Annotated in this window: 16 protein-coding genes; 2 read left to right on the forward strand and 14 right to left on the reverse strand. The window is 60.4% G+C overall.

Annotated elements, in window-relative coordinates:
* Positions 1 to 55: 55 nt before the first annotated feature.
* A complete protein-coding gene (locus ACQKRQ_RS24300; RefSeq protein ID WP_132379694.1) occupies positions 56 to 433 on the forward strand; it encodes a winged helix-turn-helix transcriptional regulator in 378 nt (125 codons plus the stop codon).
* 32 nt (positions 434 to 465) lie between these two features.
* Here the strand turns inward: ACQKRQ_RS24300 and ACQKRQ_RS24305 are convergent, their stop codons facing one another.
* From ACQKRQ_RS24305 to ACQKRQ_RS24360, 12 genes are all read right to left on the reverse strand, one after another.
* Complete coding sequence (locus ACQKRQ_RS24305) at positions 466 to 1,116, reverse strand: MFS transporter (protein WP_427480284.1); 651 nt, start codon at positions 1,114 to 1,116, stop codon at positions 466 to 468.
* Between the two features lie 78 nt (positions 1,117 to 1,194).
* The gene (locus ACQKRQ_RS24310; protein WP_427479914.1) at positions 1,195 to 2,367 is read right to left on the reverse strand and encodes a dihydrodipicolinate synthase family protein; all 1,173 of its coding nucleotides are present in this window, start codon (positions 2,365 to 2,367) and stop codon (positions 1,195 to 1,197) included.
* Positions 2,270 to 3,994, reverse strand: a complete 1,725-nt coding sequence (locus tag ACQKRQ_RS24315) for a GMC family oxidoreductase (protein WP_427479915.1) — start codon at positions 3,992 to 3,994, stop codon at positions 2,270 to 2,272. Before ACQKRQ_RS24315 ends, ACQKRQ_RS24310 begins: the two co-directional genes overlap by 98 nt.
* A gap of 10 nt (positions 3,995 to 4,004) precedes the next feature.
* Positions 4,005 to 4,784, reverse strand: a complete 780-nt coding sequence (locus tag ACQKRQ_RS24320; protein ID WP_427479917.1) for a 3-ketoacyl-ACP reductase — start codon at positions 4,782 to 4,784, stop codon at positions 4,005 to 4,007.
* Between the two features lie 30 nt (positions 4,785 to 4,814).
* A complete protein-coding gene (locus ACQKRQ_RS24325; protein ID WP_427479919.1) occupies positions 4,815 to 5,921 on the reverse strand; it encodes an ABC transporter ATP-binding protein in 1,107 nt (368 codons plus the stop codon).
* Between the two features lie 3 nt (positions 5,922 to 5,924).
* A complete protein-coding gene (locus tag ACQKRQ_RS24330; RefSeq protein ID WP_427480286.1) occupies positions 5,925 to 6,788 on the reverse strand; it encodes a carbohydrate ABC transporter permease in 864 nt (287 codons plus the stop codon).
* A gap of 60 nt (positions 6,789 to 6,848) precedes the next feature.
* A complete protein-coding gene (locus ACQKRQ_RS24335) occupies positions 6,849 to 7,823 on the reverse strand; it encodes a carbohydrate ABC transporter permease (protein ID WP_427479921.1) in 975 nt (324 codons plus the stop codon).
* 77 nt (positions 7,824 to 7,900) lie between these two features.
* Positions 7,901 to 9,157 carry an ABC transporter substrate-binding protein gene (locus ACQKRQ_RS24340; RefSeq protein ID WP_427479923.1) on the reverse strand — a complete coding sequence of 419 codons (1,257 nt, stop codon included), beginning with the start codon at positions 9,155 to 9,157 and terminating at the stop codon, positions 7,901 to 7,903.
* 88 nt (positions 9,158 to 9,245) lie between these two features.
* Positions 9,246 to 10,787 (reverse strand): aldehyde dehydrogenase family protein, encoded by a 1,542-nt coding sequence (locus ACQKRQ_RS24345; protein WP_427479925.1) that lies wholly within the window; start codon positions 10,785 to 10,787, stop codon positions 9,246 to 9,248.
* Position 10,788: 1 nt separating this feature from the next.
* Positions 10,789 to 11,571, reverse strand: a complete 783-nt coding sequence (locus ACQKRQ_RS24350; RefSeq protein WP_427479927.1) for an enoyl-CoA hydratase/isomerase family protein — start codon at positions 11,569 to 11,571, stop codon at positions 10,789 to 10,791.
* Complete coding sequence (locus ACQKRQ_RS24355; RefSeq protein ID WP_427479929.1) at positions 11,564 to 13,156, reverse strand: acyl CoA:acetate/3-ketoacid CoA transferase; 1,593 nt, start codon at positions 13,154 to 13,156, stop codon at positions 11,564 to 11,566. Before ACQKRQ_RS24355 ends, ACQKRQ_RS24350 begins: the two co-directional genes overlap by 8 nt.
* Positions 13,157 to 13,175: 19 nt before the next feature.
* On the reverse strand, positions 13,176 to 14,195 hold the full coding sequence (locus tag ACQKRQ_RS24360; protein WP_427479931.1) for a Gfo/Idh/MocA family protein: 1,020 nt from the start codon (positions 14,193 to 14,195) through the stop codon (positions 13,176 to 13,178).
* Positions 14,196 to 14,311: 116 nt separating this feature from the next.
* On the opposite strand from ACQKRQ_RS24360, the gene ACQKRQ_RS24365 reads away from it, so the two are divergent.
* Positions 14,312 to 15,388, forward strand: coding sequence for a LacI family DNA-binding transcriptional regulator (locus tag ACQKRQ_RS24365; RefSeq protein WP_427479933.1), 1,077 nt, complete (start codon positions 14,312 to 14,314; stop codon positions 15,386 to 15,388).
* A 509-nt stretch (positions 15,389 to 15,897) separates the two neighbouring features.
* Here the strand turns inward: ACQKRQ_RS24365 and ACQKRQ_RS24370 are convergent.
* Together ACQKRQ_RS24370 and ACQKRQ_RS24375 are read right to left on the reverse strand one after the other, a co-directional pair.
* Positions 15,898 to 16,758: a TetR/AcrR family transcriptional regulator gene (locus ACQKRQ_RS24370; protein ID WP_427479935.1), complete on the reverse strand. Its 861-nt coding sequence runs from the start codon at positions 16,756 to 16,758 to the stop codon at positions 15,898 to 15,900.
* 95 nt (positions 16,759 to 16,853) lie between these two features.
* A complete protein-coding gene (locus ACQKRQ_RS24375; RefSeq protein ID WP_427479937.1) occupies positions 16,854 to 18,218 on the reverse strand; it encodes an MFS transporter in 1,365 nt (454 codons plus the stop codon).
* Positions 18,219 to 18,238: the final 20 nt, after the last annotated feature.

Genomic DNA, 18,238 nt, shown 5'->3' on the forward strand with positions numbered 1-18,238 from the left:
AGCTTACTTTTCGGTAGTCGCCCCCTCTACACACCGTTTGGTCAGTGGTTAGCAAATGAAGATCATCAACAAGCTACCGGGCTTGCCGGGCGAGCGAGCGCTAGCCGTCCTTTCAGGACGCTGGAAGGCGGTCATCCTCTATGTGCTGCTGGATGGCCCGCAACGCACATGCGAGCTGGAGAAGCGCATTGCCGGCATCTCGCAGAAGGTGTTGATCGAGCAGCTGCGAGCGCTAGAGGAACACGGAGTGGTGAGCCGGCAGCCCAGCGCTGGGGATAGTCAAGGGATCGAATACCTGCTCACCCCGCTTGGCGCAAGCCTGCGGCCCATCCTGGATTCTCTGATCGAATGGGGAGCTCATCACGCGAAAGAGCTCGACGAGGTCCATAGGCTTCTGCCATGCGATGCTGTCGTTCGAGATCGTATTGGCTGACGCCTAATGCTGTCGCTGTCCGAGACGTAGTTTCAGACGGTTAAGGTGTGAACGATCGCGTGATGGAGTCGAGTCGGATCATCGCCGCAGAGCCGTGCGCGGGCGTTTCGTGATCGACCAATAAGCGTTGGCGGAAGCGTCCCGCGCCGGAGGCTTGCGCGACATACCGACGCTTCGGTAGTGAACACCGCAAGCGCCGCCGCGATCGTAAGCCCGATCGTGCCGATTGATTTGTCGACCAGTAGCACCTTGGTCAGATAGCTGAGCGCGAACACCTGATACAGATACGAGGAGCCGTTTTCGCCGACGCGCAGGCAGGATGCGACCAGCACCGTACCGCGTGCCTCCGACATCAGATCGCGCACCGGCCGTTTGCTCGCGTGTCCCGTTCTCTTGATCTCTTCGAATACCGGACTTTCCTTTACACGCATCCTGATCACAATACCCACCACGATTACCACTGCGCTGAATAAAAACGGTATGCGCCAGCCATAGCTAAGAAATTCGTCCTTCGGCAGACGCTGGACGAGCGTGAAGATGCCGTTCGCAAGCAGTATGCCGACGATGCAGCCGGCAAAAGGCAATGCCGCATAGAAGCCACGTCGGGCGGGTGGCGCGAATTTCGACACGATCAGCGAAGCGCCGGCCTGTTCCGCGCCCGCCGAGTCCTGGAAAGAACAAATCCGAAAAGATCAGCGCCGAAGCGGTGCCGTAGATGCTGAAGTCGTACCACTCCATGGCGCTGCCCGCGACGCTCGCCGCTAGTTATCGATACCTGCAGCGACGCCAAGAAATTCGCACATGCGACGGTGAGCCAGTTCGGGACGAGTCAATACACCTGCGGCATCGGCCTTCCGGAACACCTCTGCGTAGTGCACGACGGATCGCGCTGACTGCATGCCTCCCGCCATCGAAAAATGACACTGATGGCCATTGAGCCACGCGAGGAAAACGACACCGGCCTTGTAGTACTGAGTAGGCGCGGTGAAGAGTTCGCGCGACAGGGCAACAGTCGGATCAATGAGCTGGCGATAGGAGTCGGTATCGCCCGTGGCCAGCTTCGCCAATGCGCGCGATGCGACAGGCGCGATCGGGTCGAAGATGCCGAGCAGAGCATGCGAATGCCCACTGCTGTCGCCCGCGATGAGTTCGCCGTAGTTGTAGTCGTCGCCGGTGAACATCACGACGCCCTCGGGCAACTGGGATCTGAGTTGACGCTCATACTCCGCGTTGAGCAGCGAGATCTTGATGCCTTCGATCTTGTCCTGATGAAGGCGGATGATGTCGAGCACGGTCACCATCGCCGTTGCGACGTCGCGGCTGCCCCAATAGCCGGACAGCGAAGCATCGAACGCATCGCCGAGCCAATGCAGCACGACCTTGTTGCGCGACGCGGAGATCACGGCGTCATAGACATGCTGGTAGTCGTCGGCGGAGCGCGCGGCTGCGCACAGCGCGCGGCTTGCCATCATGATGGGCCGTCCGCCCGCCGATTCGATCACCTCGAACTGCTCCTTATAGCCCGCGACAATCTCCGAAAGAGTATGGCTACGGCTGCCGTCGAGATGATCCGTTCCCGCGCCGCAGGCGAGATCCGCGCCGGGAATGCTGCGGGCGTGCGCGATGCTACGGCGGATCAGTTCAGCGGCTGTCGGCCAGCCGATGCCCATGCCGCGTTGCGCAGTATCCATCGCTTCGGCCACCTTGAATCCCAGGCCATACAGGTAGCTGCGAAATGCGAGTGTGGCGTCCCAGTCGACACAAGGCGTATCGCCCCATGGCTCGTACGCAGCGGACGGATCGACGACGACGTGTGCTGCCGCATAGGCGATGCGGTTAAAAGTCGGCGCGGTGGACGGCGGAAGCTGGTCTTCCCGCTGCTGCATCGCGTATTCCAGGATTGTTCCTTCCGATGTCGGCAGTTTGATCTTCATACGTTCCTCTCAATGTTGAGGGTTGAATGATCATGTCGGCGGCCTTTTCCGCAACCATGATCGTCGGTGCATTCGTGTTGCACGAGGGCAAATAGGGCATGACGGACGCGTCGACAACTCTCAGCCCGTCCAGACCGATAACACGCAGGTCCGGCGTGACCACGCTGTCGGGATCGTCGGAGCGTCCCATGCGGCAGGTGCCGACAGGGTGGTGGTCGGTCTTCGCATTGGCGCACGCATATTCGAACAGTTCCTGTTCGGTATTGACGCGTGGCCCAGGCAGAATTTCGCTTTGCACATAGCGCTTCATGGCGGGGGCGCGCAAGATGTCGCGCGCGAGCCGCAAGCCCTTGATTGCCATGTCGCGATCGTATGGGTCGGACCAGTAGTTAGGGTCGAGCAGCGGCGCGGCAGCAGGGTCCGCGTTGGCGAGACGGACCGAGCCACGCGAGCGCGGGCGAAGGTATGCGGTATTTAGCGTGACACCGGCGTTGTTCAGTTTCGCCATGCCCGCTTCGATACCGGAGCCGAGGCCGAGGTGAAACTGGATGTCGGGCGAGCGGTCGCGCGCGTCGCGATCCGCATACCAGAAGCCGCCCGTTTCGAAGAGACTCGATGCGACCGGGCCTTTCTTCAGCAACAGATATTGCAGGCCGGCCCATGCGGCGTTGTGCAGCTTGTTGTACTTGTCGTAGGTATGATCTCCCGTGCATTCGGCGATGACGAAGAGATCGAGGTGATCCTGCAGATTCGAGCCGACGCCTCCAAGGTCGTGGATGGGCTTGATGCCAACAGACCTGAGATGATCGGCGGGACCGATGCCCGACTGCATCAACAGTTTCGGCGAACCGATCGCGCCCGACGAGACGATCACCTCACGCGACGCCCGCACGATCTGCGGGTCGCGGCTATCTCCAGTCACGTACTCGACCCCTGCCGCGCGGCTCCCCTCAACGATTACGCGCAACGTTCGCGCCTGCATCGTGACGGTCAGATTGGGGCGCCCAAGCACGGGTCTGATAAAGCCCGCTGCGGCCGATGACCGCCGCGCATCCAGCTGCGTCAGCTGGTAATAGCCGAGACCTTCCTGGCTCGAACCATTGAAGTCCGGATTGAACGGAATTCCGAGTTCCTGTCCCGCCTGAAAGAACGCTTCGCAGATCGGCAGCGGACTGATCGGATTTGATACGCCGAGCGGGCCGCCATAGCTGTGATATTCGTTTGCGAAGCGCTGGTTGTTCTCGGACTTCTTGAAATAAGGCAACACGTCGCGATAAGACCAGCCCGTTGCGCCCGCTTTCTCTTCCCAGTCGTCATAGTCGGCGGGGACGCCTCGCGTGTAAATCTGCGCATTGATCGACGAACCGCCGCCGATCACTTTCGCTTGCGTGAAGCGCAACACGCGATTGTTCAGATGCTTTTGCGGCACGGTGAACCAACCCCACGAGCCGATGCCGCGCGTCATCTTCGCGAAGCCCGCGGGCATCGAGAAGAACGGATGGCGATCGGAACCGCCCGCTTCGAGCAGCAGAACCTTGATAGAGGGATCAGCGCTCAGGCGATTGGCCAATACACAACCGGCTGAGCCGCCGCCCACGATCACGTAGTCATATGTCGTCGTTTTCATGGCAGTCGACTCAGAATGCAGGGATGGACAGACCGCCATCCACGTTGACCACGCTGCCCGTCGCGAAGGGCAGCAAGCCGTCGGCGAGCGTCGCGACCGCCTGGCCCACTTCGTCGCTCTCGCCCCAACGACCGGCGGGCACCAGGCCATCACGGAAGCGCGCTTCATATTTCTCCGCGACGCCTGACGTCATCGGCGTGCGGATGATGCCCGGCCGCACTTCGAACACGCCGACGTTTGCGCCCGCAAGCCGCAATGCAAACAGGCGCGTCATCATCGGTAGCGCGGATTTAGACAGGCAGTACTCGGCCCGCTCGGGCGATGCCATGTCTGCCGACACCGACGAAACCGTCACGATCGAGCGAGCGCTGTTCGAGTTCGTGGAACTCATGTGGCGAGCGACCGCCTGAGTCATGAAGAACGTGCCGCGCAGATTGACATCCAGCACGGTGTCGAACGCTTCCGGCGACACGTCCAGCAGATCGCCGCGGCTCGGTGAACCGATGCCTGCGTTGTTGACAAGGCATTCGATACTTCCCTTGAAACGCACGGCTTCGTCGACCACGCTTGCATGCGAAGCGACGTCGCTGAGATCGCTCTGAATAAACAACGCGTCCTGGCCTTCGTCGCGTATGAGCGCGCAGGTCGTCGTGGCGTCTTCGTCCTTCACAACATCCGTCAGCACGATGTCAAAGCCGCGCCGCGCGAGGGCAACGCAGATCGACCGGCCGATGCCGCGTCGCGCGCCCGTTACCAGTGCGGTAGGAAAATTTCCAGCTATCTTGCTCATGGCTACACCATCCGTCGTTGCGCTGGGCGCTCAGTGAATCCGAACTTCCGTGTCGGCGTCGAATAGCACGAGCTTCGACAGATCGACGCGCAATTCGCACTGTTCGCCAGATACGTGCGGCATGTCGGCGCCGAGTCGCGCGGAGACCTCCATTCCGCCGAGGTCGAGCACGGCAAGCGTGTCGGGGCCAGTCGGTTCGAGGACACTGATCGTGACCGGCACGGTGCGCAACGCCGACGCGGCGCGCTCATTCTCTACGCCGATCGCTTCGGGGCGCAGCCCCGCGAGCACCGTCTTGCCGACGTAGCGGTCTACGGCAGCCGGTTGCGGCGGCAACGCGAGGTCGATCGTCTTCTGACCTTCGCCCACTTTCAGGTGCAGCCCGCCATTCGCTCGCTCGATGCGCGCCGGAATCAGGTTCATCGACGGCGAACCCATGAAGGTTGCGACGAACGTGTTGGCGGGCGTGTTGTAGACTTCGGCCGGCGTGCCGAGTTGTTGCAGTACGCCGCCCTTCATCACCGCGATACGCGTAGCGAGGGTCATCGCTTCGATCTGGTCATGCGTGACGTAGACGATGGTTGCGCCCAGGCGCTGGTGCAGCTTCTTGATCTCGGTGCGCATATCGACGCGAAGCTTTGCATCGAGATTCGACAACGGTTCATCGAACAGGAAGATCTTTGGATGACGCACCAGCGCGCGGCCCATTGCGACCCGTTGCCGCTGACCACCTGATAACTGGCCCGGACGCCGGTCGAGCAGGTGCTCGATCTGCAGTAGACGGGCGGCGTCCTGTACAGCTTTCTCGCGGTCTGGCTTCGATACCTTGCGCATTTCCAGACCGAAACTGATGTTCTGCCCGACGGACATGTTCGGATACAGCGCATAGCTCTGAAAAACCATCGCGATGTCGCGCTCGCTCGGATGCAGGTCGTTGACTTTGTCGTTGCCGATGCGGATCTCGCCGCCTGAGAGCGTGTCGAGTCCGGCAATCAGCGAGAGGAGCGTCGATTTTCCGCAGCCCGATGGTCCGACGAGGACGAGAAAATCGCCATCTTCAACATCGATATTGATCTCCTTGAGGATTTCGGTCGAGCCGTAGGCTTTGCGAACATTGGATATGTGCAGAGAAGACATGATTTACCCCTTGACCGAACCGGCCATCAGACCGCGTACGAAATAACGACCACCGATCACATAGACGAGCAGCGTCGGCAGTGCGGCGATCATCGCCGTGGCCATGTTGACGTTGTATTCCTTGATGCCGGTTGACGTGTTCACGATGTTGTTCAGCGCGACGGTGATGGGCGCCGTACTGCCCGTGGTGAATGAAGCGCCGAACAGGAAATCGTTCCAGATATTCGTGAACTGCCAGATCACCGTCACGGTGATGATGGGCACCGAGTTAGGAAGCAGGATGCGAAAGAAGATACGGAAAAAGCGCGCGCCGTCGATCATCGCGGCTTTCACGAGTTCATCGGGAAACGCAATATAGTAGTTGCGGAAGTAGAGCGTCGTGAAGCACAGGCCATAGACGACATGCACGAACACGAGGCCGCTGATCGATTGCGCGAGGCCGACCTTGCCGAGAAACGACGCCATCGGAATCAGCACGATCTGGAACGGGATGAAGCAGCCGAACAGGATCAGGCCGAACAGCAGGTTGTCACCCCGGAAGCGCCATTTGGTTAGTACATAGCCGTTCAATGCGCCGAGCAGGGTGGAGATTGCAACGGCAGAGAAGACCATCCGGAAGGAATTCCAGAAGAAGCCTTTTACACCGGCGCATTCGAGTCCCACGCACGCCGAGCCCCACGCCTTCTGCCACGCTTCGACCGTCCACTGGTGGGGCAGCGCGAGGATATTGCCCGAATAGACTTCGGGCAGCGGCTTGAACGACGTCAGCAACATCACGAGCAGCGGTACGAGATAAACCACGGCCACAATCGCCAGCAGCGAATAAATGACGATCCGTGAGACGTAGTTATGCTTGCCCACCACCATCTGTGGCGAGTCCCATGTCTTGGTAGCCATTGTTGTCTCCTAAAAGGCTAACGGTTGAGTTCAATGGCCACCGCTCTTCCGGCGAGGTCTCATTTCTGAGTAAAGGTAGGGCACCATGATGGCGGCCACAGTGCAGAGCATCATCACCGCGCTTGCCGCACCCATGCCGAGTTCGTTGCGAGTGAAGGTGAACGAGTACATGAACGTGGACGGCAGTTCGGTCGAGTAGCCGGGACCCGCGCCCGTCAATGCAATGACGAGTTCATAGCTCTTGACGGCGAGGTGCACGAGAATCACGAACGCCGATATGAAGGCCGGCCGAAGCTGCGGAATGATGATGCGGCGATAGACGGCCGGCATGCGTGCGCCGTCGATCGACGCTGCCTTGATCTGTTCCTGATCGATGCCGCGCAATCCAGCCAGAAACATTGCCATCACAAAGCCGGAGGCCTGCCAGACTGCGGCGATGACGACGGTATATATCGCCATGTCGTCATTGATGATCCAGTCGAACTGGAAACTCGTCCAACCCCAGTCATGGAACAACTTGGTGAGGCCAAGTCCCGGATTGAGAATCCATTTCCATGCGGTGCCCGTCACGATGAATGAAAGCGCCATCGGATAAAGGAAGAGCGCCCGCAATCCGCCTTCAGCTCGAATCCGCTGATCGAGCAGAATCGCAAGACCGAGGCCGATCCCCATGCACAGCACGACATAGAGCGATGCGTAGATGCCGAGGTTGCCGATCGCCACATGCCAACGCGGGTGCTCCCAAACGCGGCCGTACTGGAGCAAACCAGCCCAGTGGAAGTTAGCAAAGGCGCGCGAACGGGTGAACGAGAGCACGGTTGTCCACGCGATAAAGCCGTAGACGAAGATCAGCGTGATGATCAGCGTTGGGCCGAGTACGATCTTCGGCAGAACCGCTTCGAAGCGGTTTCGCAACGACGATCGCTTTTGCGTCGGGCTGTGGCCCGAGCCGTTGTTCAGATCTTCAAGCGTGGTCGCCCCATGGGCGCGATTGTGCAATAGCATGGCAACACCTACCGTCCAAGATGACGGGCCTCGCGGACGGCGGCTTTGATGCCGCGTCCGCATGAGGACCATTTGGCTTACTGCGAGTTCTTCACTGCCGTGACGAGCGCCTTCACGGCATCCGCAGACGACTGATTCGAATTGAAGAAGTGAGTGACTACGTCATAGACGGCGTTCTTCGGACCATCGGGCATCGCATGTCCGTGCGCGAAGCTGCCCACCATCGAGTCGGACTTGATCGCAGCGCGCATGTCGTTCATCGACTTCTTGCCGCATTCGTCGAAGCCGTCCTGTGGTACATCCAGCCGCGCGGGGATCGATCCTTTGATCTGGTTGAATTTCGCCTGAACGCCCTTGTCCATGATGGTCGACGCGAACGCGTACTCACCTGGAAGACTTGCATCGCCCTTCTTGAAGCCCGCGAACTGATCGGTATTGAAGATGAAAGCGCCGTCTGTTCCCGGATAGTTGAAGCAGAGGTAGTCCACGTTCGGCTGCTTGCCGGACGATGCAAACTCGCCCTTGGCCCAGTCACCCATGATCTGCATCGCGGCCTTACCGTTGATTACCATCGACGTGGCGAGATTCCAGTCACGGCCCGGGAAGTTCGGATCAACCATGCCGCGCAGCGCGCGCATCTGATCGAAGGCCTTTTCCATCGTCTTCGAACCGAGCGCGCTCGGGTCCAGTTTGACGAGCGCCTGCTGATAGAACTTCGGACCGCCCGCGGACATCACCGCGCTGTCGAAGATCGTCGCTTCCTGCCACGCCTGGCCACCGTGTGCGAGCGGAACGTAGCCCGCTTTGCGGATCTTGTCGGCATCGGCGACGAGTTCGTCGAAGGTCTTCGGCGGCGTAAGCTTCAACTGATCGAAGATCTTCTTGTTCGCCCATATCCAGTTTGTGCGGTGCACATCGACAGGCGCGGCGACCCAGTGACCATCGACTTTCGAAAACTTCTGGATCGGCACAGGAACGAGTTTGTCCCATCCTTCCTTCGACGCGACGGCGTCGAGATTCTGAAGATAATCCTCCTGTGCATATTCGGGGATGGTGAAGCCGAGCATCTGAATCGCGTCAGGCGGATTGCCCGATGCGACGCGCGCTTTCAGTACGGTGCGCGCGGCTTCGCCGCCGCCGCCCGCGATCGGGCTGTCCTTCCATGCATAACCCCTTGTTTTCAGACCGTCCTTGAGGACGGTGAGGGCCTTCGCTTCGCCGCCGGAAGTCCACCAGTGCATGACTTCCACGGTTTTCGTGTCTGCCGCGTTAGCGGACAGCGCGTGGCAGGCAACGAGGCCGACTGCAATTGCAGCAATACGCTTCTTGAACATTTTTGTCTCCTTGATGACGCTCTCTTGGCGGGCTTTCTTGTGGACCCCACGGCGGGCATGCCGTGGGATGATCTGGGTGGATTCGTGGTCAGGCGGCTGGACGTGGCAGCCACCAGTTCTTGCGCTCTCCGATGTGAAGCTGGATCGTCTTCGTTTCGGTGTAGTCCTCGACGGCCTGTTTGCCTAATTCGCGTCCCACGCCGCTCGACTTGAAGCCGCCGAACGGCAGTTCGGGATAGCCGTCGAGGAATGTGTTGACCCACACCGTCCCCGCATCGACGCCGCGTGCAACGGTCAGGCATGTGTTGATGTCCTTGCTCCAGACAGCGGCGGAGAGTCCATAGGCTGTGTCGTTGGCGATGTCGATGGCGTGCTGCGTGTCGGAGAAGGGGATGATCGCGAGCACGGGGCCGAAGACTTCTTCGCGAGCGATACTCATGTCGGGCGCGACATCGCTGATGACAGTGGGCTCCAGATAGAGGCCCTGGGCGTCATAGCGTTTGCCACCCAGGCGCAGGCGTGCGCCTGCTGCAACGCCCTTATCGATGTTGCCGAGAATCTCGACCAGCTGGTTCTCGCTGACGATCGCGCCGATCTTGCACTCGGGATGCAGCGGATCGCCCACCGGCACCTGGCGGGCGCGCTCGACGACCGCCTGCGCAAAGCGCTCCGCAATCGATTCGTGCACGAGCACGCGGCTGCCGCTGTTGCAGCATTCGCCGGCATTGAAGTACACACCGAATACGACGGCGTCGACCATCGCATCCCAGTCGCAATCGGGGAAGACTATCTGTGGATTCTTGCCACCGAGTTCGAGGGCAATCTTCTTCAGCTTCTTCGATGCGAGCCCGCCGAGCAGGCTGCCGACGCGCGTCGAACCGGTGAATGACAGCATGTCGATGGCGTCGTGCTCGGCGAGCGGTTGTCCGACGGACGGCCCTTTGCCCGTCACCACATTGACGACGCCCGCCGGCACGCCGGCCTGTTCGAGAATCTCCATCAGCATGACGGTCGTGCTCGACGTCAGCTCACTCGGCTTGACGACGCACGTGCAGCCTGCCGCGAGTGCGAACGGCAGCTTCTGCGAAAGAATCCACAACGGAAAATTCCACGGGGTGATGAGTCCGACGACGCCGATCGGCTGGCGCAGCACGATGCCGAGCATGTCTTCGCCGAGCGTGTCGTAGGCGTCGCCGCTCGTCGTGCGGGCAAGGCTCGCTGCGTATTGCCAGAGATCGACGCAGCCGGAGACTTCGCCACGTGCCTGCGCAAGCGGCTTGCCCGTTTCGAGCGATTCGAGCATTGACATCCTGTCGACGCGTGCCTTGATGCCATCCGCGACCGCCAGAAGAATCCGGGCACGTTCTGCGCCCTTCAGCTTCGGCCATTGACCGTGACGGAAGGCGAGGTCGGCGGCCTTGATCGCTTGCTCGACGTCTGCCGGCGTCGCTTCCGGAAACGAGCTGACGACATGACCATGCGCAGGACTGCGGCGCTCGTAGCGCTGTTTGTCCGCGGATTCGGTCCATGCGCCGTCGATGTACATGCGGCCGTTGAAGACTTCGCTCGCGGGTGTTTTATCGCTTGCGAGAAGCGCAGTTGCTGCGGGAATTGCAGTGTCGTACGTCATGTCATTGACCCTCGTATTGCGCCGGGCGGCGTTCACGGAAACTGGCCATGCCTTCGCGGGCGTCGTGCGTCGACGCGGACAAGGCGCCCGCCATGGCTTCCAGGGTTGCACCGGCTCCGAATCCGGAGGCGGCGTTGATCAGCTGTTTCGTCAGTTGTACGGAGACGGGAGCGAGCGTCGCGATCTTTTCGGCAATGGCGACAGCCGCGGTAACCGCCTCTTTCGGCGTGGAGATTTCGTCAATCAGGCCGATGGCGTAGGCGCGTTGCGCATCGATGCGCTTCGCGGTGAGCGCAAGCGATTTCACGTGGCTCGGACCAATCAGCGAAACCAGACGTTGCGTGCCGGACCAGCCCGGGCAGGTTGCGATGCTCGCTTCGGGTAGCGCGAACGTGGCGGCCGGGTCCGCAACTCGCACATCCGCGACTGCAGCCAGTTCGAGGCCGCCGCCGAAAGCGGGACCGTTGATCGCCGCGACTACGGGCAGACGCAACGCCGCCCAGCGGTCAAAAATGCGATGACCGCGCGAGACCCATACGCGCCACATGTCGAGCGGCGCAAGTGCCGACCACCGGTTGATGTCAGCGCCCACGCAGAATGCGCGCTCACCTGCACCTGTCAGCACAACGGCGCGCACACCTGCGTCCGATTCGAGTTGCGCCGCAGCGGCTTCGAGTTGTTCGAGCATCTCCGGCGTCAGCGCATTGAGCTTGTCTGGCCGGTTGAGCGTGACAACTGCGACGGAGTTCGTCTTCTCGATCTGGATCAGTTGCTGATCAGCCATGACGAGCCTCCTTCAGCTTCAGATCGAACGGAGCGTCCGTGAAAATGGCCGCATCCATCGTCTTCAGGGATGGGGAGACTGCCAGCTCGATATCGCACTGATCGAGCACATCCTTTTGCAGATCGATGCCCGGCGCGATCTCGATCACTTCGAGGCCGGCCTCACCGAGCCGGATCACGCAGCGTTCCGTGACGTACAGCGCTTCCTGATTGCGCTGTCGTCCCATGCGACCGCTGAACGTCACGTGGTCCACATCGGCAATGAACTTCTTCTTGCCTTCCTTCACGATTGTCAGACGGCCACTGCCGACTTCCAGCTTTGCGCCCGCCGTGAAATAGCCGCTAAAGACGACGCGCTTCGCATGCGTCGTGATGTCGATGAAGCCGCCACATCCCGCAGTGAGATATGGCTTGCTCGGCAGCTTTGATACGTTCACGTTGCCAAATCGATCCACTTGCAGGAACGACAGCAGCGATACATCGAAACCGCCGCCCTGGAAGTACACGAATTGGGAAGGCGAAGGCATGATTGCGTCGGCATTACCGGAGCATCCGAAAGCAAAACCAAGCAATGGCACGCCGCCGACAGCGCCTTGTTCGATGACCCACGTGACGTCGTCGCGATAGCCTTCTTCGAGCAGGATGCGCGGCACGTTTGCAGAGATGCCGAAACCCAGATTCACCGCATCGTTCTGTGCGAGTTCCATTGCTGCACGGCGTGCGATGACCTTGTCCGCGTGCCATTCGGCGAACGCGAACGCGCTATCAGGGAGCTTTACTTCGCCGCTGATCTCCGGGTCGTATTCGATCTGCGTGGTCTGTTTCTGCTCGGGATCGACCACCACGTAGTCGACGAGATTGCACGGAATGTGCACCTGCTGCGTATGCAGCGAACCGGCCTTCACAACGCGTTTCACTTGCGCGATCACGATGCCGCCGTTATTGCGCACGGCCAGCGCCTGGTCGCGTCCACCGAGTAGTGCGCCTTCGTGTTCGAACGACAGGTTGCCGCGTTCATCGGCTGTCGTTGCGCGCACGATTGCGACGCGCGGCACGAAGTTTTTGTAGTGCAGCCACTCATCACCCGCGAGCATGACTTTATCGACGATCGGATGGTCGGCGGCCTGTGCATTCATTGCGCCGCCCTGGCGGTCGGGATCGACGTAGGTGTCGAGTCCGACCTTCGTCAGCACGCCGGGACGCTTGGCCGCGACTTCGCGATGCATGTCGAACAACACGCCGCTCGGCAGGTTATACGCGCGAATGTCATTGTCAGTGATGAGGTGCCAGATGTCGGGCATCGGCAGACTCGAAGGGCCGCTCGGAAATGAGCCGGCGATGATCGTTTGGATCAAGCCTTTCTTCGCGAGGTGGTCGATGCCCTTGATGCCGTACATATCGCCGGCCGCGATCGGATGCAGCATCGTCAGATTGCGCGGGCGGTCTTCTTCTGCGAAGCGCGCGCCGATGGCGGCGAGCATCGCGTCCGGACAACCCAGACCACTCGATGAACTCACGGTGACGATATCGTCGTCGTTGATCAGGCTCGCTGCGTGAGCCAATGAAACAACCTTGCTGGAACGCACAATCACTCTCCTCAAGCTTTTATTCAGCAAAACGCGACGGCACTGTCACGTGTCCGCCTGCCTCAGCGGACTTCACGAGCGACAGCGCGGCGACGAGCGAGCGGTAGCCGTCGATACCCGTAGCGGCGGGCTCTTGGTCGTCAGAAAGGGAGCGGTGGAATTGCGCGACGGCGACGCGATACAGGTCGCGATGTTCGACATCGATTTCTCGCGTGCCCTCTGCCGAGCGCAGCGTGATCTCGCCGGCCGGGCGCTGCGTCATCACGTCCCTGGCGAAGAGGGAACCAGCCGAACCGTGAATTTCGAGCCCCGTGGGCGCATACGGCACGGTGAATGCATCGTGGAGCTGCGCGAGCACGCCGTTCCTGAAGCGCACGATTGCCATCACGCCGTCCGCGAGTCCCGCCGTCGACATCGTTCCCGCCGAAGTCATTGCGCTGACTTCGACTGGCTCGTCGTCGAGCAGGAAGCGCAGCGTGTCGATGTCATGAACGGAGATGTCGAGAATCACGCCGCCGCCGGCATCGGGTCGCTCGATACGCCAGCCGCGCAGATGCGGCGGCAACGAGACCGCGTGGAAGACACGCACGAAGAGGGGCGTACCGACGGCGCCCGCGCGAATGAGTTCGCGCATCTTCCGGTGCGTCGCCGCGCAACGCAGATGGTGGTTCGTGCCGAGCTTCACGCCGTGTGAAGCGCACGCCTCGATCATTTGCGCAGCATCGTCTTCCGTTAGCGCGACGGGTTTTTCACACAGAACGTGTTTGCCGGCTTTCGCTGCCGCGACCACTTGCGGCAGATGTTTCTCGTTGGTGCTGCTGATGTAGACCGCGGTGATGCCAAGGTCCGCCAGTACTGCGTCGAGGTCCGCCGAGTGTCTCGGGATGGCGTGCTTTTCAGCGAATTCGCGTGCACGCTCCGCGTTGCCACTGACGACGGTCGCAATCTCACCGTCCGGCTGGGAACGGAGGGCGTCGACCATCCATTCGTCGGCGATGGTGCTGGCGCCAATCAGCGCCCAGCGGACTTTTGCTGTCATGTCTCTCTCCATTGGAACGTTCCAATTTGCTTTCGTTGGATCGTTCCAACAAACTGTAGTAGACTGATTTCACGATGTCAAACACTTTTTGGAACGTTCCAATTGTGCAGAGCAACATGAAATCCGGTCCGACCATACAGGACATAGCCGCTGCCGCTGGCGTATCGAAGTCGACGGTGTCGCTCGTTCTGCAGGAAAGTCCACGCATCAAGGCCGAGACTGCGGAAAAGGTGCGCGAGGCAGCTCGCGCGCTTGGCTATGTCTACAACCGCGGGGCGGCCACCCTGCGAGGAAGGCGCAGCACGACGATCGGGATGGTGATCAACGATCTGACCAATCCGTTTTTTGTCGAATTGCTGGTGGCAATCGAGCGCGTGCTTGCCGAAGCCGGATATACGACGCTCATGGCGCACACCGCCGAAAGCCTCGAAACGCAGACGAGGGTTCTGAGATCCATGCGCGAGCAGAACGTCGCTGGCTTGATCATGTCTCCCGCGCTGGGGACGCCGGATGAATTGCCTGCCGAAGTTCAGTCGTGGGGAATTCCTCTCGTGCTCGTCATGCGTCCGATGGGGCCTGACGTGGATACCATTGGTGTCGACAACAGCTACGGATTTGCGCTGGCCACCGAGCACCTGATTGGGCAAGGACATACGCGCATCGCTTTCGCTGGCAACCGGAAGGGGTATGCGGTCGCTAATCAACGCAGGCAGGGATACCTGTCGGCGATGGCAAAGCACTCGCTGCCTGTCAATGACGACTGGATCGTCGATGTTCCTCTGACACCGGAGGGTGGGCGGGATGCGGTCCGCACGATCTTCGACATGAAACCGCGGCCCACGGGGGTTGTCTGCTACAACGACCAGGTTGCAATCGGCGTGCTGCATGAACTCGACAGAATGGGCAAGCGCGCTGGCAAGGCTCTGGCGGTCGTCGGCTGTGACAATGTCGTCGCAGCGGAACACACCAATCCACCTTTGACGACGCTGTTCGCAGGTGCGGGCAAGCTTGGCACCATTGCTAGCGAGACACTCCTGGCCCGGTTGGACGAGACGTCTGAAGATCCGAAGCCGCCGATGCAGTACTTCGCGGTGCCTGAGTTGGTGGTCAGGGAGTCGAGTATCGGCGCGGCGGCATCTCACGCCGGCACGGCGATAAAAGCGCCGCGAAAGCGTGTGGTTGGTGCTGGATGATCAGCGGGGTTGGTACGCCCGACCGTTGATGACGGCGGGATGCCAGTAGCCGAAAATATCGATTCCTATCGGACTTCTGGTGGCAGCTTATGAGACCTGGTCCGACGAAGATTGCATTCGAATTCTTCGCAACTGCCGTGCCGCAATGACCCGAAGCGCGCGCTGACTGATCGGGGAGCAGATCCTTGAGCCCGACCCGGCGATCGGACGGCCGGGCGGTTATCTGGTCGACACACGGATGATGGCCATGTTCGGTACCACGCGGGAGCGTACAGGAGCTGAATTCGACCAACTGCTCCAGGGTTCAGGTTTGGGACTTGAGCGCGTGATTGAAACCACATCGCCGGTGTTGGTCATGGAAGTTGTCCCGATATGAGCTGCGGTGCGCCCGCGGTGTGTGCTTCGGAGAAAACGGAAAGAACGTTGCGGGTCGATTGTCGGCCTAAGGCGCGTTCAAAACGATATTCCAGAGCGCGTCACCGGTGCCGCGTTCTCGATAGCGACGACGCCTACGCTTTGGCGCGCTTTCGAGCTGTGCGTGTAACCGCTGGCTTCTGAAGGGGCGCGCATTGCTGAATCACGCTCTGGAGATGATCCGGACCCGCCGTGATGGCGCCAAGTAGCGTCATCACGACGAAGTCGATCAACTTGGGGATCGCCACTTTCGTGTCCGCGCGCGGCGCGCGGTTGGCCAGGAGCAGTGTGGCGAGACCATGCTCCGTACTCCACGCGGTATGGGTCACGAGTTTGAGATCGGAGTGGGCCCAACCACTCTCGATAGCCAGCGCCTCGATTGTCTCGGAAAACAACCCGAACGACCTGTTACTTTCCTCGGCGAGTTCTGGATACGCTTGATGCGCCACGATGCGAGGCCCGATCATCAGACCGAACAGCCCATTGTGGCGCTGCGCGAACTCAACATACACCCGCATCATCCGGTACGCTTTGGCAAGCGCCGTATCCTCGCTATCACGGATCGCAACGCGCAGCGCAGCGAGGTCACGATAGCCGCTTGCCGCGATCGTGGCCAGCAGTTCGTCGATACCCGCAAAATGTCGCGAGGGCGCGGCTTCTGATACGCCCACCATGCGCGCGAGGTAACGCAGGCTCAAGTCTTGTGCCGATACCTCCATGAGCGCGCTGCGCCCCGCTTCGATGAGCGCGTTGCGCAGATTGCCATGGTGGTAATCCGCATTCTTCGGGATAGATGACTTGGGGCTCACGTGACCTTCGTTCGAGGAGCAAAACAAGGAAATGATTATAAATTCTGCGCAAAGAGGCACGCAATATCGCGGATCACGCGTTAAACAAGCATGCGTCGCTACAGGCATTCTAGCGGCTTGGTTGCGGGGCCGGGCGTCGGAATACATCGCAGGCCTGGCCGCTCAGAGGTGCGCAGTGCCCGGAACGGCTTTTCGGTGCAAAACGCGGGTACTTGCCGCGGCCCCACGTCGGCATCGACTAATCACGTTGCACTTTTAACCGATATATCGCCAACCGGCGATCGCCTCCTGGCAATGCGCTGCACGCCGAACAGAAGAACAACGACGCCAAGTGCCTGGACACAGGCCACCATGATGAATCCACTCGCATAAGTTCCCGTTGCGTCGCGAACATACCCGATCACAAAGGGCGTAACGAAGCCAGCGACATTGGCGACGGAACTGATTAACGGCACGCCAACGATCAGCGACTTACCGCTGAGCAGGCCGACAGACATCTGCCAGAAGAGCGTTATGCCAGCTCCCGTTCCCGCGAAGCCAAGAACAAGCAGGAAGAAAGTCGCGGTGGTACTACTGTGCCAAACAAAAACCAGCGCCGAGAGGCTTACCGTAGTAAAGACCGACGCCAGCGCACAGAAGAGCCGGCGGCGATGCGGGGCGCCCCCGATGCTGCAGATGAGCACATTGCCCAGTGCCCCCAGAATGCAGGCACCGGCAACTGCACGGCCAATCTCATTGTACCCGCCGAATCCCGCCTCACGCAGTATCGTCGGGGAGAAGAAAAACAGTGCCGCGGTGGCGGCAAGGAGGCAGAAGTAAGCGGCGCTCAGGATCCAGACAGCGGGGTTGAGTAACAGGGGACGCTCGTCTACGCCGATGTCGTCCATCGTTTCGGCATTCTTCCTGAGATCGTCCTCGATGAGTTCACGCTGTCGCGCCGAAAGCCACTTCGCGCCGCCGGGCAGATCCGGAAGTATCGCGAACGCGACGCACGCCAACACGATCGTCGGGATAGCTTGAGTGAAGAACATCCATCGCCAGCCCTGAAAGCCGGCCAGTCCGTTTAAGTGCTGGAGCACGAATCCCCCCGTCAAGCCAATCATGACGGTCGAGAAGAGCGACCCGGAGTGGAAAATACTGAAATTGCGGGTACGCCTTGTCCCCGGGAACCACGCATTGAAGTACAACACTACACCTGGGTAGAACCCGGCCTCGAATACACCGAGCAGGAACCTCAACGCGTAGAACGTCGGTGCGCTATTGACGAACGTCATCGCAACACTCGTCATGCCCCAGCCGCCGGCGACACCGGCAAGCACAGCGCGTGCACCGAACTTTTTTTGCAACATGGTCGTAGGCACGCCGAACAGCACATAGCCGACGAAGAAAAGCCCGGCGCCCAATCCATATACCGTTTCGCTGAATCGCAGATCCACGACCATCTGCAACTTCGCAAAAGCAACGTTCGAACGACCGACCCACGCCAGCATCCATAGGCCAAACAATATCGGCAGTATTCTCCATTGCGCCGAAGCGTAGGCTTTCCGCAGGAGGGCGTTGTCATCTGATGATGACCCGTCTACACAGGCTTGCTTCACCACTTCCATTCGGTCCTCCGACGTGTTGT

Origin of the sequence: Paraburkholderia sp. NPDC080076 (genome assembly GCF_050281145.1) — a bacterium.
In the GTDB taxonomy this organism is placed as follows: Bacteria; Pseudomonadota; Gammaproteobacteria; order Burkholderiales; family Burkholderiaceae; genus Paraburkholderia.

Coding starts and splice junctions, on each gene's coding strand:
- ACQKRQ_RS24310 (WP_427479914.1), bottom strand. CDS start 2,367: ATGAAGATCAAACTGCCGACATCGGAAGGAACAATCCTGGAATACGCG.
- ACQKRQ_RS24325 (WP_427479919.1), bottom strand. CDS start 5,921: ATGTCTTCTCTGCACATATCCAATGTTCGCAAAGCCTACGGCTCGACC.
- ACQKRQ_RS24350 (WP_427479927.1), bottom strand. CDS start 11,571: ATGGCTGATCAGCAACTGATCCAGATCGAGAAGACGAACTCCGTCGCA.
- ACQKRQ_RS24360 (WP_427479931.1), bottom strand. CDS start 14,195: ATGACAGCAAAAGTCCGCTGGGCGCTGATTGGCGCCAGCACCATCGCC.
- ACQKRQ_RS24365 (WP_427479933.1), top strand. CDS start 14,312: ATGAAATCCGGTCCGACCATACAGGACATAGCCGCTGCCGCTGGCGTA.
- ACQKRQ_RS24345 (WP_427479925.1), bottom strand. CDS start 10,787: ATGACGTACGACACTGCAATTCCCGCAGCAACTGCGCTTCTCGCAAGC.
- ACQKRQ_RS24320 (WP_427479917.1), bottom strand. CDS start 4,784: ATGAGCAAGATAGCTGGAAATTTTCCTACCGCACTGGTAACGGGCGCG.
- ACQKRQ_RS24375 (WP_427479937.1), bottom strand. CDS start 18,218: ATGGAAGTGGTGAAGCAAGCCTGTGTAGACGGGTCATCATCAGATGAC.
- ACQKRQ_RS24370 (WP_427479935.1), bottom strand. CDS start 16,758: ATGTATTCCGACGCCCGGCCCCGCAACCAAGCCGCTAGAATGCCTGTA.
- ACQKRQ_RS24330 (WP_427480286.1), bottom strand. CDS start 6,788: ATGGTGGTGGGCAAGCATAACTACGTCTCACGGATCGTCATTTATTCG.
- ACQKRQ_RS24340 (WP_427479923.1), bottom strand. CDS start 9,157: ATGTTCAAGAAGCGTATTGCTGCAATTGCAGTCGGCCTCGTTGCCTGC.
- ACQKRQ_RS24335 (WP_427479921.1), bottom strand. CDS start 7,823: ATGCTATTGCACAATCGCGCCCATGGGGCGACCACGCTTGAAGATCTG.
- ACQKRQ_RS24300 (WP_132379694.1), top strand. CDS start 56: ATGAAGATCATCAACAAGCTACCGGGCTTGCCGGGCGAGCGAGCGCTA.
- ACQKRQ_RS24315 (WP_427479915.1), bottom strand. CDS start 3,994: ATGAAAACGACGACATATGACTACGTGATCGTGGGCGGCGGCTCAGCC.